Raw genomic sequence first — 15,748 nt, forward strand, 5'->3', positions numbered from 1 at the left:
TCTCGATGATGAGTTCTCACGCAGAGGCGCAGAGTTTTTTGAGTTTTTTTGCCAGAGGTTGTGGGAGAAGCGCGGAGTGCTCCGCTGTCTCCGCGTCTCTGCGTGCGTTCCAAAGAGGCCGTCCCAGCGTGCTCCCTATGTGGGGCTCACCGGTTGTAGCCCTCTGGTCTGAACTGGTGCTGTTTCTCGCTGTACACGTAGCCGTGGCGGCGCAGATAGGTTTTCAGCTCGCGGGGATTGCGGTCAAAGTTGTAGCAGAGCTCCTCGAGCGAGGAGAATTCCTCGTCGCGCAGCAGCATATTGATGCTCGACACCAGGATGGCTGGGTCGTGGGGTAGGTAGTCCATGGTCGTTTTTGTTTAAAGTTCAATGCGGTTGCCCTCGGTGTCGATGTAGAATTGCTCCTTGCCCAGCGTCACCTGCATGGACGAACCGTTGAGTGGACCGATGTCGTCGTATATGGGTTTCACCACCTCGCGCCCCTGCTTGTCCACCAGTCCGAGCTTTCCGGCCAGGCGCACCTCGCAGAGGTCGGGGTAGTGCTCGCTGTAGTTGGACTCGATGGCTTCGTATTTCACGGGGCAGACGACGGTGCCCTTCACGTCGACGATGCCGTATTTCTTGCCGTCGCTCACGATGGCATAGCCACCGCGGAACTCCTGCACGCTCTTGAATCCGCTGGTGCGGCGTAGCTTGTCGGCCTGTTTGGCGTAGTCGATGCTGCCGTCGGTGTAGTACACCTCGGGCTCGTCGTGGGGCCGCAGACCCAGGTAACCGCCGATGGCGGTCACGATGACCACGCCAATGATGATGAGATTGCGCACGAGTCGGCGGCGGTATGCGCGGTCGGCGGCCTCGTTGGCCGCAATCTCGGCCTCCATCTCGCGACGGCGTTCCTCCATGCTTTTCTCCGGGTTGATGTTCTGTTCCATTTTCGATTGTCCGTTAAAGTTGTGCGGACAAATTTAGAAAAAGATTCCGAATTGGCCAAGGAATCGCACGGAAAACGCGCCGTCGCCGTCGCACGCCGCGTGGGGCGGGCCCTACAGCGGCTGGTAGGGCAGATCCCAGGCCTCGGCCACGGCCTCGAAAGTCACCCGTCCGTCCACCAGGTTCAGGCCCAGGGCCAGCGCGGGGTCGTCGTGGCAGGCCTGCTGCCAGCCCTTGTCGGCCAGGGCCAGGGCGTAGCGCAGCGTGGCGTTGGTGAGGGCCATGGTCGACGTGTGGGGCACGGCCCCGGGAATGTTGGCCACGCAATAGTGCACGATGCCGTCCACCTCGTAGACGGGCTGGCCGTGGGTGGTGGGTCGTGAGGTCTCGAAACAGCCGCCTTGGTCGATGGCCACGTCCACGAGCACCGTGCCGGGCTGCATCTGTCGCAGCATGTCACGCGTGATGAGGTGGGGGGCCTTGGCTCCCGGCACCAGCACGGAGCCGATCACAATGTCCGTTGCGGGCAGCTGTTGGCGGATGTTGTGCTCGCTGGAATAGAGCGTGTGCACGTTGGCGGGCAGCTCCATGCCCAGCTGCCGCAGCCGTGGCAGGGAGATGTCGGTGATGGTCACGGCGGCCCCCATGCCGGATGCCATGCGGGCCGCCGCCTCGCCCACGGTGCCTCCGCCCAGCACCAGCACGCGGGCGGGCTCCACTCCTGGCACGCCGCCGACGAGCTTGCCGTTGCCGCCCTTGGTCTTTTGCAGGTAGTAAGCGCCGTTCAGGGCGGCCATGCGCCCGGCCACCTCGCTCATGGGTACCAGCAGGGGCAGCGAGCGGTCAGGCAGCTGCACCGTCTCGTAGGCCAGGCACACGGCCCTGCTGTGCAGCATGGCCTCGGTGAGTGCACGGTCGCTGGCAAAGTGGAAATAGGTGAACACGAGCTGCCCCTGCCGCACCAACGGGTACTCGGGCTCGATGGGTTCCTTCACCTTCACTATCATGTCGGCCGCCTCGTACACGGCTTCGATGGTGGGCAGCACGGCGGCTCCCACGTCGGTATAGTCCTTGTCGCTGAATCCGCTGCCCTCGCCGGCCGTGTGTTGCACGTAGACACGATGGCCGTGGCCCACCAACTCGCTGACGCCGGCAGGCGTCATGCCCACCCGGTTCTCGCCCTGCTTAATCTCTTTGGGGATACCAATTCTCATAACTTGTCCTTAGTTTAGGTGTTTGACAATACGGAATGCAAGATACGAAAAAATCGGTTACGCTGTTCGTCGGGGCTGCAAAATCGTGCAAACTTTAACACTTCGTCCTGCCGGCCCGCCGCGGAGCCCTCGCGTTTGCGGCGTAATCGCGCGGCGTTTGCGGCGTAATCGCGCGGCGTTTGTGGTGCAATCGCAATGCGTTTACGGCGTAACGGGAGTGCCGTTGCACCGTAATGACGGGGCGATGAAGCCTTTCACTTCCACACTTCGGCGGCAATCTGCCGCACGAGGTCTATCTTGGCCCACTGCTCTTCCTCGGTGAGCTTGTTGCCAATCTCGCACGAGGCGAATCCGCACTGGGGGCTCAGGCAGAGCCGGTCGAGTGGGATGATGCGGGCAGCCTCGTGGATACGGGCGATGACGGCCCGCGGGTCTTCCAGCTGGGGCGACTTGGTGGTGACGAGTCCGAGCACCACTTTCTTGCCCTCGGCCACCTGGCGCAGCGGCTCGAAGCCCCCCGAGCGTTCGTCGTCGAACTCCAGATAGAAGGCGTCCACGTTCTCGTGGGCAAAAAGAAAAGGCGTAGGGCCGCGCGACACGTCGCGCGGCCCTACGCCGGATGAGGTAAAATGCCTTATAATTGCGCCCAAGGCGGTGGGCGCGCCGCTTAGTACGAGCGGGCGATGATGACCCGATGCTTGGCGGGCTTGCCGCTCACCATGTCGGTGCCGGGGGTCTGCTCCACGCCGAAAGGCACGCAACGGATGGTGGCCTGGGTGTCTTCCTTGATCTTGGCCTCGGTCTCGGCCGTGCCGTCCCAGTGGCAGAGGAAGAAGCCGCCGCCCTTGACGCGCTCCTTGAACTCCTCGTAGTCGTCGCATTCGTAGATGTGGCTGTCGCGATAGCGGCGTGCCTTCTCGAAGATGTTCTGCTGAATGTCGTCGAGTAAGGCCTCGACGCGCTCCACAATGCCGTCGAACGACACGTTCTCTTTCTCGAGCGTGTCGCGCCGCATCACCTCGATGGTGTTGTCTTCCAGGTCTCGGCCGCCCATGACGAGGCGCACGGGCACGCCCTTGAGCTCGTAGTCGGCAAACTTGAAGCCCGGTCGTTTGTTGTCCGAGTCGTCGTATTTCACGCTGATGCCCAGCTCCCGCAACCTGTCGATGACGGGCTGCAGCTTGGCCGTGATGGCCGCCAGTTGCTCGGCATTCTTGCTGATGGGCACGATGACCACCTGGATGGGGGCCAGCCTCGGCGGCAGCACGAGGCCGTTGTCGTCGGAATGAACCATGATGAGGGCGCCCATGAGGCGGGTGGACACGCCCCAGCTCGTGGCCCATACATACTCGGGCTTGTTCTCCTTGTTGAGGAAAGTCACGTCGAAACTCTTGGCAAAGTTCTGCCCCAGGAAGTGGCTTGTGCCGCTCTGCAGGGCCTTGCCGTCCTGCATCATGGCCTCAATGGTATAGGTGTCGAGGGCTCCGGCGAAGCGCTCGGACTCGCTCTTCACACCCTGTACGACGGGTACTCCCATCCACTGCTCGGCAAATTCAGCATACACTTTGAGCATCTTCCGGGCCTCGACCTGGGCCTCTTCAGAGGTGGCGTGGGCGGTGTGGCCCTCCTGCCAGAGGAATTCGGAGGTGCGGAGGAACGGTCGCGTGCGCATCTCCCAGCGCATCACGTTGCACCATTGGTTGCACAGGATGGGCAGGTCGCGGTAGGAATGTATCCAGTTTTTGTAGGTGTTCCAGATCATTGTTTCCGATGTGGGCCGGATGATGAGCTCCTCTTCGAGCTTGGCCTCGGGGTCCACCACGATGCCTTTGCCGTCTGCTGCGGACTTGAGGCGGTAGTGGGTCACCACGGCGCTCTCCTTGGCGAAGCCGGCTACGTGCTCGGCTTCCTTGGCGAAGAAGCTCTTGGGGATGAGCAAGGGGAAGTAGGCATTCTGCACGCCGGTAGCTTTAAACATCTTGTCGAGCTGGGCCTGCATCTTCTCCCAGATGGCGTAGCCGTAGGGTTTGATAATCATACATCCGCGGACGGGGGCCGCCTCGGCAAGGTCTGCCTTGGTCACCAAGTCGCTGTACCACTGGCTGTAATTGTCGGCACGCTTGGTTAAGTCTTTCAGTTCTTTAGCCATTTTCAAAATATTTGTCTGTAGGCACGGTGCCACGGTTTAGGGAAATTCCTACGGCGACATAGGCATTTCCCCGCCGGCCCGATGCTTTCTATTGTTTAATTTTGCCGCAAAGTTACTAAAAAAACTTTGATAACGGGCCCGCCTACCGAAAAAAGAGCTACCTTTGCACGAAGTTTGACGAGGCAAACGGCCGGCCGACGGCGGCCCGGAAACAGATGGATTTACAAGCATAACAAGGTTAAAAAACAAGTATAACAAGGATAAACAAGATGAAAAGTGTTAAGATTGCAACAGTAGGATTGTGCATGCTCACGGTGTGCAGTTGTTCAACCAAGATGGGTACGGGCACCCTCATCGGCACAGGTGCCGGTACGGTGCTCGGCGGCATCATCGGAAAGATAGCCGGCAACACAGCCGTGGGTGCGGCTATCGGCGGTGCTGTGGGTGCCGGCGCCGGTGCCATCATCGGCAAGCACATGGACAAGGTGGCCAAAGAGACCGCTGCAGAGGTGCAAAATGCCAAGGTGGAGGAGGTGACAGATGCCAACGGACTGAAGGCCGTCAAGGTGACTTTCGACTCGGGCATCCTCTTTGCCACCAACAAAGCCACGCTGAATACCAACAGCAAGAACGACTTGGCCAAGTTCTCCGGCGTGCTGAAGAAGAACGCCGACTGCCATGTTGACATCCTGGGCTACACCGACCGGTCGGGCGGCGACGCCATCAACGTGCCCCTAAGCCAGAAGCGCGCACAGAGCGTGGCCGACTATTTGAGCTCGTGCGGCGTGAGCAAGTCGCAGCTGAAAAACGTTGAAGGCAAGGGTAGCCAGGACGAGATTGAGAACAAGACCGTGTCGCAGGCCAACCGCCGGGTGGAAGTTTATCTCTATGCTTCCCAGGCAATGGTGGACGCCGCCAATGCCGGCACGCTGCAGTAAACAGCGGCAATCCTTCCGTCAAACATTCATCGGGGATGCGGGCCGGCACGGCCCACATCCCCCTTTTGGCATGAATCAGCGTGCTCACTGGTATGTTCATAGTTAAAAAAATGGTGCGTTGGGCCTTGAGCCTCTTCTTTGCATCCACCATACTGGCCGTGGTGGCCTATCGTTTTGTCCCTGTATATGTGACTCCCCTGATGGTAATCCGCTGCCTGCAGAACGGCAACCTGACGATGCACCACCATTGGGTGCCGCTCGACGAGGTGTCGCCGCACATGCCCGTGGCCGTGATGGCCAGCGAGGACTCCCGTTTTCTGCTGCACCATGGCTTCGATTTCAACGCCATTGGCAGTGCAGCCAAGCGCAATCTGAAGCACAAGGGCGGCAAAAAGTTCGGTGCCAGCACCATCTCGCAGCAGACGGCGAAGAACGTATTCCTGTGGCCCGGCCGATCGTGGGTGAGAAAAGGCTTCGAGGTTTACTTCACGGCGCTGGTCGAACTGCTGTGGAGCAAGCAGCGCATCATGGAAGTTTATCTCAATTCCATCGAGATGGGCGACGCCATTTATGGCGTGGATGCCTGTGCCGAGTACAACTTCGGCAAGACGGCAGCCGAGCTTTCGCGCGGCGACTGCGCCCTCATCGCTGCCACGCTGCCCAACCCACGCCGGTTCTCCTCCCGGAATCCGAGCGGCTACATGCGCCTGAGGCAGCGGCAAATCATGGCCAACATGCGCTATATCCCCACTTTCCCCAAGGAGGGCGAGGACTACGACCCCCGCACTGCCGTGGGTGGAACCTATAAATAAGGAGTTAAGAAGTTACGGAGTTAGGGAGTTGAGGCAAAGGGCCTGGCTTCCTGACGACTTGACAACTCGGCTCTCGGACATCTTCATTCAATCCTCAAGAAATATGCAAAGTGAAGAACAACTGCTCGAACAGCTCAACGAAAGCCAGCGCGCGGCTGTGACTTATTGCGACGGCCCGCAGCTCGTCATTGCCGGAGCAGGGTCGGGCAAGACGCGTGTGCTCACCTACAAGATAGCCTGGCTGCTGGCCCACTACGACATGAAACCCTGGAATGTGCTGGCCCTCACCTTTACCAACAAGGCCGCCCGCGAGATGCAGTCGCGCATTGCACAGCTGGTCGGTGGCGAGCGGGCCCGCTATTTGCAGATGGGTACGTTCCATTCGGTGTTCTCGCGCATCCTCCGTGTGGAGGCCGACAGCATTGGATACCGCAGCGATTTCACCATCTACGACGAGAGCGACTCGCGTTCGCTCATCAAGAACATCGTGAAGTCGATGGGGCTGGAGGACAAGACCTACAAGCCGGCTTCCGTCCATGCGGCCATCTCGGCGGCCAAAAACCGGCTGTGCATGCCCGAACAGTATGCCGAAGACGGCGACCTGCTGGCCCGCGACAGGCATCGCAACATGCCCGAGACGTTCAAAATCTACGCCTCCTACCAGCAGCGACTGCGCCAGGCCAACGCCATGGACTTCGACGACTTGCTGGTGAACACCTTCCAAATGCTGCGCGACCATGAGCCGTTGAGGCAGAAATATGCAGAGCGGTTTCAGTATGTCTTTGTGGACGAATACCAGGACACCAACTACGTGCAGCAGCAGATTGTGACCAAGCTCACCCGCGACCACGGCCGCATCTGCGTGGTGGGCGACGACTATCAGAGCATCTACGCTTTCCGTGGGGCAAAGATAGACAACATCTTGAACTTCAACCGCATCTACCCCGACGCCCGGATGTTCAAGCTGGAGCAGAACTATCGGTCCACGCAGCTCATTGTGGCGGCCGCCAATTCACTGATGAAACACAACTCGCGGCAGATTCCCAAGGAGGTGTACAGCCGCAAGGAGGAGGGCGACAAGGTGACCATTCTGGAAACCATATCCGACAAGCGCGAGGCGGCCATGGTGTGCCGGGAGATTCGGCGCATCAAGAATCAGGAGGGGTGCCGGTGGAGCGACTTTGCCATTCTCTACCGCACGAATGCGCAGAGCCGCACCTTCGAGGAAGAAATGCGCAAGCCCGAGGTGGGCATGGGCAGCCACTACCGCATCTATGGCGGGCTGAGCTTCTACCAGCGCAAGGAGGTAAAGGACGTGATAGCCTATTTCCGGCTGACCGTGAACCCCAACGACGAGGAGGCTTTTCGCCGCATCATCAACTATCCGGCGCGGGGAATCGGCGACACCACGGTGCAGAAGATTGTCCGTGCGGCCGAGCAACACGAGGTGAGCCTGTGGGAGACGATTGCCCGTCCGGCCGCATACGGACTGGACGTGAACCGTGGCACGCTGGGCAAGCTGGCCGCCTTCCATGCGCTGATGAGCGGATTCATGGCGAAAGCACAGACCACGGACGCGCTGACTTTGGGCGACGAGATCATGGTCGAGAGCGGCATCAAGGCCGACCTGGCCGCTGACAAGACGGTGGAGGGCGACAGCCGGCGGCAGAACATCGACGCGCTGATTTCGGGAATGGCCGATTTTGTGCAGGCCCAGCGCGAGGACGACCATGCCGACGAGGCCCGGTTGCAGGACTATCTGGCCACTGTTTCGCTGATGACCGACCAGGATTCGGACGACGGCTCCGACGACAAAGTGACGCTGATGACCATCCATGCGGCCAAGGGACTGGAGTTCCCCACGGTGTTTGTGGTGGGCATGGAGGAGAACATCTTCCCGAGCACGCTCTCCGTGGGCACGCCCCGCGAGCTGGAGGAAGAGCGCCGACTGCTCTACGTGGCCATCACCCGGGCCGAGAAGCACTGCTATCTCACTTGGGCCCACTCGCGCTGGCTTTATGGCAAGATGGACAGTTTTGTCAACCCGAGCCGGTTTATCAACGACATTGACCCGGAGTTTGTCACCGTCCAGACAGAGGGCGGGCGCATCGGGGGCAATCCCTTTGGCGAAGACCGGCCGCGCCGTCGGCCTTGGGACGAGGACAAACCTGCACGCCGTCGCCCCTGGGACGACGACTATGAGACCGACCAACCCTATACGGGGGCAAGGGTCTGGGGAGGCGAATACCGCCGCATGAGCGGGCGGATGCAGAACTCCCGCCCTGTGGCCGGGCAGTTCATGGCCGACCCCAAGCCCAAGGAGACGGCTCCGCACCGCCCCGAACAGGCCGTCAATCCGTTCTCTTCGTCGTTTGAGGCGAAGCTCCGGCAGAGCGGGAAGTGGCAGAGCGTGTCGCGTGCCATGACCGGTGGCGGGCGTGCCGAGCCAGGATCTGCCTCTCCGGTTTCGGCCGGCGCGGGTTCTGCCCCCTCTGCTTCGGCGGGTACGGGGGCCGGACTCCATGCGGGTCAGGTCATCGAGCATCAGCGTTTTGGCCGTGGCACGGTGGTCGGCGTGGAGGGAACGGGCGAGAACCGCAAGGCCACGGTGGACTTCGATACCACTGGCCGCAAGCAACTGCTCCTGAAATTCGCCAAGTTCACCATTGTGGGCTAAGGCCCTGCCGCCGGCTTTCTTCCTCAAAATCCAACGCCCCGTTGGGGCGTGCGGGCCGGCACGGCGGACGGCACCTACGTCAACCCCCATGCGCATTCATGGTGCAGCCTCTGTGAAATCTGTGGAATCTGTGAGCCATCTTGTGCCATAATACATTTGTGCAACGAAAAAGGTCTCACAGATTCCACAGATTTCACAGATGTGCGCATGGCGTTTCGCGGCTGCCTCAGATTGCATTCATTCTGCGAAAAGCGTTCGACGGAGGCCGGTCCCTACGTCAACCCCCATGCGCATTCATGGCGCAGCCTCTGTGAAATCTGTGGAATCTGTGAGACATCTTGAGCCATCATACATTTGTGCAACGAAAAAGGTCTCACAGATTCCACAGATTTCACAGATGTGTGCATGGCGTTTCGCGGCTGCCTCAGATTGCATTCATTCTGCGGAAAGCGTTCGACGGAGGCCGGTGGGCGGCATGACCAACCTCTGTCGGCAGGGCATGGCTTGATGGCTCGGTTTATTTTGTATCGAGAATACGCGTTAAACGCGGTGCGAACACGGCGCAAACGTAGCGCGAAAACGGCGTGATCGCATCGCGAAAACAGTGCAAACGGCTGGCGATTGCGGCGTGATTGCACTGCGGCAGCGGCACGTTTGTATGGCGGCAACGGCTTTTCGGCACTGCGGCGCGGCGGTTTTCGGATAAAAAGCAGTATCTTTGCAGACAGATACAAACCAAAAAACAAAAGACAATGAACAGAACCCAATTGATTGATGCCGTGGCGGAGCGGGCCGAACTCTCGAAGAGCCATGCCGCCAAGTACGTGAATGCCATCCTCGGCGTGATGGCCGACAACCTGTGTGAGGGCGACCACGAGATTGCCATCCCCGACTTCGGCCGCTTCAGCGTGAAGCATGTGGCCGAGCGGCAGGGCGTGAATCCGGCCACGGGCGAGAAGATAACTATTGAGGCCCGCGACAAGGTGGTGTTCAAAGCCTCCGACAATCTCAGCATCTTCTCGCGCAAGCACGTGTAACCGGCGAGGCTCTGACGGCATAACAGACCCGGAAAAACGGCAGCCCCCATCCGCTTTTGGTGCGGATGGGGGCTGCTGGTGTGTGGACGGCGGGGTCAGACCGGCATCTTGTCTATGCGTCGCTGATGGCGCCCGCCCTCGAAATCGGTGTTCAGAAACTCGTCCATGATGCGGCGTGCCATGGCCTCGTCGATGAAGCGGCCCGGCATGACGAGGACGTTGGCATCGTTGTGCTGGCGGATGAGGTGGGCGATTTCCGGCATCCAACTCAGGCCGGCACGAATGCCCTGGTGCTTGTTGAGCGTCATGCTGATGCCCTCGCCCGAGCCGCAGATGGCGATGCCCGGATAGACTTCGCCCTGCTCGATGCCGCGGGCCAGGGCGTGTCCGTAGTCGGAATAGTCGCAGCTCTCTTCCGAGTAGGTGCCATAGTCCTTGTAGGCGAGGCCCTTCTCGTCGAGATACTGCTTGACAAACTGTTTCAAGGCGTAGCCCGCATGGTCGCTGGCCAAGCCTATGGTCTTGATGTCCATGAGCTGATTTGCAAGGTTTGGAGTTAAGGAGTTAGGTAGTTAAGGAGTTAAGACGTCACGCATCAAGACACGTTTGTCCTCACTCCTTGGCTTCTTGGCTCCTTAACGCCTTGGTTGCCTTTAGGCCAGGAACGCCTTGACCTGGTTGTAAACGTTCTCGCCGGTGTAGCCAAGTTTCTCGTCGAGCACCTTGTAGGGGGCCGAGAAGCCGAAGCTGGTCATGCCGAACACCTTGCTGTCGGGTCCTATGCCCACGAGTCCTTCGAGCGTAACGGGGAGCCCGGCCGTCATGCCGAACTTCTTGATGCCGAAAGGAAGCACGGCTTCCTGGTACTCGGCGCTCTGGTTGCGGAAGAGACCCTCGGAGGGAGCACTCACCACACGCACACGGATGCCGTCCTTACGCAGGGCCTCGGTGCCGGCCTCGAGGGTGGAAACCTCGGAGCCACTGGCCACAAGAATCACGTCGGGGTTCTCGTCGGAGCCGGCCACGACGTAGGCTCCCTTGGCAGCCAGCTCGTAGTCGGTGCCTGCGGGCAGCTTGGCAATGCCCTGGCGCGAGAGGATGAGAGCCGTGGGCGTGTCTACATTTTCCATGGCGAGCTTCCAGCAGACGGTAGTCTCGTCGGCGTCGGCCGGGCGGAACACGCGCACGCTGTCGCGTCCGGCATGGTTCTTCATCTTCTCCATGAGGCGAATCTGGGCTTCCTGCTCCACGGGCTCATGGGTGGGGCCGTCCTCGCCCACGCGGAAAGCGTCGTGGGTCCAGATGAATTTCACGGGCACTTGCATCAGTGCAGCCATGCGCACGGCCGGCTTCATGTAGTCGGAGAACACGAAGAACGTGCCGCAGGCAGCGATGACACCGCCGTGGAGCATCATGCCGATGCACATGTCGGCCATGGTGAGCTCGCTCACTCCAGCCTGGAAGAAGGCTCCGCTGAAGTCGCCCCGCACGATGCTGGTGGTCTTCTTGAGGAAGCCGTCGGTCTTGTCGGAGTTGGAAAGGTCGGCCGATGCGCAGATCATATTGGGCACCTGCTCGGCAAGTGCGGTGAGGCAGGCTGCGCTGGCAGCGCGTGTGGCCGAACCCTCTTTCTGCTCCACCTTGCTCCAGTCTATCTTGGGCGCCTTGCCCGAGAACCACTCGTCCATGAGGGCTGCCTTGCCGGCATTGGCCTTGCGCCACTCGGCCTCTTCGGCCCGGCGGGCTGCCACGATGGCTTTCAGCTCTTCCTTGCGGGCGGCATAGACGGCTTTCACGTCGTCGAATACGACAAAGGGATGCTCCACGTCGCCGCCAAGATGCCTGATGGTGTTGGTATAGGCGTCGCCTCCGAGGGGTGCGCCGTGGGTCTTGATGCTGGCTTCGTAGCTGCTGCCGTCGGCCTTGAGGGCGCCCTTGCCCATGATGGTCTTGCCGATGATGAGTGTGGGGCGCTCCTGTTCCAGCAGGGCAGCGTCGAGGGCCTTGCGAATCTGGGCCACGTCGTTGCCGTTGATCTCCAGCACATTCCAGCCCCAAGCCTCGTACTTGGCCTTGGTGTCCTCGGTCATTACCACCTTGGTCTCGGTGGAAAGCTGTATGTCGTTGGAGTCGTAGAACATGATGAGGTTGTTCAGCCCAAGGTTGCCGGCAATGCGGCCTACGCCCTGTGAGATTTCCTCCTCCACGGCGCCGTCGCTGATATAGGCGTAAACCTTGTGCTGCATCATGGTGTGGCCGAGGCGCGCCTCCAGGAACTTCTCGGCTACGGCAGCACCTGCAGCCATGGCGTGTCCCTGTCCGAGCGGGCCCGACGAGTTCTCGATGCCGCGTGCAACGTCGAGTTCAGGGTGGCCGGGTGTCACCGAACCCCACTGGCGGAACTGCTTGAGGTCGTCCATGGAGAAGAAGCCACGCAGGGCCAGGCCCGCGTAGAGCATGGGGCTCATGTGGCCGGGGTCGAGGAAGAAACGGTCGCGACCGGTCCATGTGGGGTCGTTGGGGTCGTAGATCAAGTACTCGGCGAAGAGCACATTGATGAAGTCGGCACCGCCCATGGCGCCGCCGGGATGTCCGGAATTGGCTTTCTCGACCATAGAAGCAGCCAGGATGCGGATGTTGTCGGCTGCGTGGTTCATTGCTTGAATGTCGTTCATTGTTATGATATGATTAATGATTATTTGAGGGTGACAACGATGATGGATTTGGCCGGAACGGTCAGCCGCACGTTGTTCTTCTTGATCTTGACGTCCTTGAAGAGGGTGGGGCGGATGCGTTCGGGGTTGTCGAAGTCGTTGTAATCGGTCATATTCTTGCCGGAGAGGATGCTACCGCTTGCTGTTTTGGGCGAAGCACCCTCAAGCGTGAACTCCACCTGCTGGGCCTTGTCGAGGCTGGGGTTGACCAGTGAAACGACGATGGTGCCGTCGGTTTTCCGGGCGGCCGAGAGAGACACGGCGGGAATCTTGCCGGCTTTCATCTGGTACATGTGGCCGCCCTCCACGTCGATGGAGTCGGTCTTTACGTCCATGGGCAGGTAGGTGGCCTCCTGAAAGTCCTTGTACATCTGGAACACGTGGTAAGTCGGGGTGAGCACCATGCGGCCCGTGCCCACGGTATCGGTGAGAATCATGCTCTGCAGCACGTTCACCACCTGGGCGATGTTGGCCATCTTGACGCGGTCGGTGTGACGCTGGAACACGTTGAGCGACAGGGCTGCAACCATGGCATCGCGCATGGTGTTCTGCTGATAGAGGTGCCCGCGGATGGTGCCGGGTTCCTCGTCCCACCAGGTTCCCCACTCGTCGACGAGCAGTCCGATGCGCTTCTGCGGGTCTTTCTGGTCCATGATGTCGCTGTGACGTTTGATGACGTCCTCTATTTGCAGGCACTTGCCGATGGTCCAGTAGTACTCCTGGTTGCTGAATTTGGTGGCCGAGCCCTTGTGGTTACTCCAGTCCTTAACGGTGTAGTAGTGGAGTGAGAGGCCGTTCATGCGGTTGCCCACGTTGTCCATGAGCACCTTGGTCCAGTTGTAGTCGTAGTCGCTGGCCCCCGAGGCAATCTTGTAGAGCCGGTGGTCGTCGTAGTTGCGGCAATAGACCGAGTAGCGACGGTAGAGGTCGGCATAGTACTCCGGCCGCATGTTGCCGCCGCAGCCCCAGCTCTCGTTGCCCACGCCAAGGTATCTCACGTTCCATGATTTCTCACGGCCGTTCTTGCGGCGCAGCTTGGCCATCGGCGTGTCTCCGTCGCTGGTCATGTACTCCACCCACTTGGCCAGCTCCTCGACGGTGCCGCTGCCCACATTGCCACTGATGTAAGGCTCTGCGCCAATCAGCTCGCAAAGGTTCAGGAACTCGTGCGTGCCGAAAGAATTGTCCTCTATGGTCCCGCCCCAGTTGTTGTTCTGCATCTTGGGCCGCTGGTCGCGCGGGCCGATACCGTCCATCCAGTGATACTCGTCGGCAAAGCAGCCGCCGGGCCAGCGCAGCACAGGCACCTTGAGATCTTTCAGGGCCTGAAGCACGTCGTTGCGGTAGCCCTGCGTGTTGGGCACCCGGGAGTAGGGGCCCACCCACAGGCCGCCGTAGATGCAGGAACCAAGATGCTCGGCAAACTGCCCGTAGATTTCGCGGGGAATCTTGTGTACGCCCTGGGTGGCATGGATGGTGGCGGTGGCGTCCTGCCCCATGGAGGGCAGTGCGATGACTGCCGAGAGGCAGAGGGTTGTGATGGTTTTCTTCATGTCTTGTTGCGGATATGATTAGTGAGCGTCCTTGTAGGCCACAGCCGCCTGCTCGATGGCAAGGCCTTTTTTGTAGTTCTCAATATAGACGTCGAAGCCCGCCACGTCCTCGGGGGTGGGCTTTACCTCGGTGCCGGTGTTGCCGGCAAACACCTGCTGGTCGAGGAAGTCGGCCAGCGACTGTGCGCCTTTCTTGTTTACCAGATAGGAAGCCAGCAGGGCAATGCCCCAGGCGCCACCCTCGCCGGCAGTCTCCATCACCGAGATGGGAGAGTTGAGAGCGGCAGCGAGGAACCGCTGACCCACGCCGGGAGTCTTGAAGTAGCCGCCGTGGCCGGTGATGCGGTCTACGCCGACTTTCTCCTCCTTGAACAGCACATCGTTGCCAATCTTCAGCACGCCGATGGCTGCATAGAGCTGGGTGCGCATGAAGTTGGCCAGCGAGAACTTGTCGTTGGCTGCACGTACAAAGAGAGGGCGGCCGTCTTCGAGCTCGGTAACAGGCTCGCCCGACACATAGTTGTAGGAGAGCAGACCGCCACAGTCGGCATCGCCGTCGAGCGAAGCCTGGAAGAGGCGGGTGTAGAGTTCGTTCATGTCGACCTTGATGCCCATGAGTTCCTCGAACTGGCGGAAAAGCCCCACCCAGTCGTTAATCTCCGAGGTGCAGTTGTTGCAGTGCACCATGGCGACGGGACTGCCGTCGGGGGTGGTTACAATGTCGATCATCTTATAGGGTTTGGAGAGGTTCTTCTCCAGCACAATCATGGAGAACGAGGAGGTGCCGGCCGAAACATTGCCCGTGCGCTGTTTCACGGCATTGGTGGCGGCCATGCCCGTTCCGGCGTCGCCCTCGGGCGGACAGAGTGGTGTGCCGGCCTGTAAATGGCCCGACACGTCAAGCCGACGTGCGCCCTCGGCTGTCAGTGTGCCGGCATTTTCGCCAGCCACAAGCACTTGGGGCAGGATGTCGAGGAGCTTCCAGCCGAAGCCCTTGGGAGCCACAAGGCGGTCGAATTTCTCGACCATCCCGGCATCGTAAGTCTTGGTTTCAGGGTCGATGGGAATCATGCCCGAGGCATCGCCGATGCCGAGCACTCGCCGGCCTGTGAGCTGCCAGTGGATGTATCCGGCCAAAGTGGTGAGGAAATGAATGTCCTTGACGTGCGGCTCCTCATTGAGCACACACTGGTAGAGATGCGAAATGCTCCAACGCAGGGGCACGTTGAAGTTGAAAAGATCGGAGAGTTCGGCGGCCGCCTTGCCGGTATTGGTGTTGCGCCAAGTGCGGAACGGTACCAGAATTTGCTGTTGCTTGTCGAATGCCATGTACCCGTGCATCATGGCGCTGATGCCGATGGAGGCCAGCTGCTCCAGTTCAACGCCGTACTGGCTTTGGACGTCGGCACGCAGTTGCGCGTAGCAGTCCTGCAGTCCTGCCCAAATGTTGTCTATGCTGTAAGTCCACAAGCCGTCCACAAGCTGGTTTTCCCATGTGTGGCTGCCTTGGGCTATGGGTTTGTTTTCCTGGTCGATGAGCACGGCCTTGATACGGGTAGAGCCAAACTCTATGCCCAGCATTGCCTTGCCGGCCGCGATGGTTGATTTTGCATCCATGATGGTTCAGATAATGAATAAGAAGCGTTAGGGAGTTGGTAATGGAGAATGGAGAAAAAGACAGGCCGGAGAGGAAGCGCAGGATGTTCCTGTCCTGTCCTCCCCGG

Annotated in this window: 13 protein-coding genes; 4 read left to right on the plus strand and 9 right to left on the minus strand. The window is 60.1% G+C overall.

The annotated features are described in order from the left end of the window. Positions 1-146: 146 nt before the first annotated feature. The 5 genes from L888_RS0107735 to proS all read right to left on the minus strand — a co-directional run bounded on the left by L888_RS0107735 (position 147) and on the right by proS (position 4,293). Complete coding sequence (locus L888_RS0107735) at positions 147-347, minus strand: DUF4250 domain-containing protein (protein WP_015310385.1); 201 nt, start codon at positions 345-347, stop codon at positions 147-149. A gap of 12 nt (positions 348-359) precedes the next feature. Continuing rightward, entirely contained in the window at positions 360-932 is a 573-nt protein-coding gene (locus L888_RS0107740; protein WP_027952482.1) for a WG repeat-containing protein, read from the minus strand. 111 nt (positions 933-1,043) lie between these two features. Continuing rightward, the gene (gene ald, locus L888_RS0107745; protein WP_027952483.1) at positions 1,044-2,144 is read right to left on the minus strand and encodes an alanine dehydrogenase; all 1,101 of its coding nucleotides are present in this window, start codon (positions 2,142-2,144) and stop codon (positions 1,044-1,046) included. Positions 2,145-2,398: 254 nt separating this feature from the next. After that, positions 2,399-2,794 (minus strand): uroporphyrinogen decarboxylase/cobalamine-independent methonine synthase family protein, encoded by a 396-nt coding sequence (locus tag L888_RS0107750; protein WP_245594846.1) that lies wholly within the window; start codon positions 2,792-2,794, stop codon positions 2,399-2,401. Positions 2,795-2,811: 17 nt separating this feature from the next. After that, positions 2,812-4,293, minus strand: a complete 1,482-nt coding sequence (gene proS / locus L888_RS0107755) for a proline--tRNA ligase (RefSeq protein ID WP_027952485.1) — start codon at positions 4,291-4,293, stop codon at positions 2,812-2,814. A 269-nt stretch (positions 4,294-4,562) separates the two neighbouring features. Here proS and L888_RS0107760 point away from each other — a divergent pair, with 269 nt between their 5' ends. The 4 genes from L888_RS0107760 to L888_RS0107775 all read left to right on the plus strand — a co-directional run bounded on the left by L888_RS0107760 (position 4,563) and on the right by L888_RS0107775 (position 9,757). Then, complete coding sequence (locus L888_RS0107760; protein WP_005846556.1) at positions 4,563-5,231, plus strand: OmpA family protein; 669 nt, start codon at positions 4,563-4,565, stop codon at positions 5,229-5,231. Positions 5,232-5,323: 92 nt separating this feature from the next. Beyond that, positions 5,324-6,043: a monofunctional biosynthetic peptidoglycan transglycosylase gene (gene mtgA / locus L888_RS0107765; RefSeq protein ID WP_027952486.1), complete on the plus strand. Its 720-nt coding sequence runs from the start codon at positions 5,324-5,326 to the stop codon at positions 6,041-6,043. 103 nt (positions 6,044-6,146) lie between these two features. Beyond that, entirely contained in the window at positions 6,147-8,720 is a 2,574-nt protein-coding gene (locus L888_RS0107770; protein ID WP_027952487.1) for an ATP-dependent helicase, read from the plus strand. A 752-nt stretch (positions 8,721-9,472) separates the two neighbouring features. Further along, on the plus strand, positions 9,473-9,757 hold the full coding sequence (locus L888_RS0107775) for an HU family DNA-binding protein (RefSeq protein ID WP_027952488.1): 285 nt from the start codon (positions 9,473-9,475) through the stop codon (positions 9,755-9,757). A gap of 95 nt (positions 9,758-9,852) precedes the next feature. On the opposite strand, the gene rpiB is transcribed toward L888_RS0107775, so the two are convergent. The 4 genes from rpiB to L888_RS0107795 all read right to left on the minus strand — a co-directional run bounded on the left by rpiB (position 9,853) and on the right by L888_RS0107795 (position 15,641). Then, the gene (rpiB, locus tag L888_RS0107780; RefSeq protein WP_005846546.1) at positions 9,853-10,290 is read right to left on the minus strand and encodes a ribose 5-phosphate isomerase B; all 438 of its coding nucleotides are present in this window, start codon (positions 10,288-10,290) and stop codon (positions 9,853-9,855) included. A 120-nt stretch (positions 10,291-10,410) separates the two neighbouring features. Beyond that, entirely contained in the window at positions 10,411-12,432 is a 2,022-nt protein-coding gene (locus tag L888_RS0107785) for a transketolase family protein (RefSeq protein WP_027952489.1), read from the minus strand. Positions 12,433-12,452: 20 nt separating this feature from the next. Continuing rightward, complete coding sequence (locus tag L888_RS0107790; RefSeq protein WP_027952490.1) at positions 12,453-14,024, minus strand: alpha-N-arabinofuranosidase; 1,572 nt, start codon at positions 14,022-14,024, stop codon at positions 12,453-12,455. 18 nt (positions 14,025-14,042) lie between these two features. Further along, positions 14,043-15,641: a xylulokinase gene (locus tag L888_RS0107795; RefSeq protein ID WP_027952491.1), complete on the minus strand. Its 1,599-nt coding sequence runs from the start codon at positions 15,639-15,641 to the stop codon at positions 14,043-14,045. Between the last annotated feature and the right edge of the window lie 107 nt (positions 15,642-15,748).

It is taken from the genome of Hallella seregens ATCC 51272 (assembly GCF_000518545.1).
Classification (GTDB): domain Bacteria; phylum Bacteroidota; class Bacteroidia; order Bacteroidales; family Bacteroidaceae; genus Prevotella; species Prevotella seregens.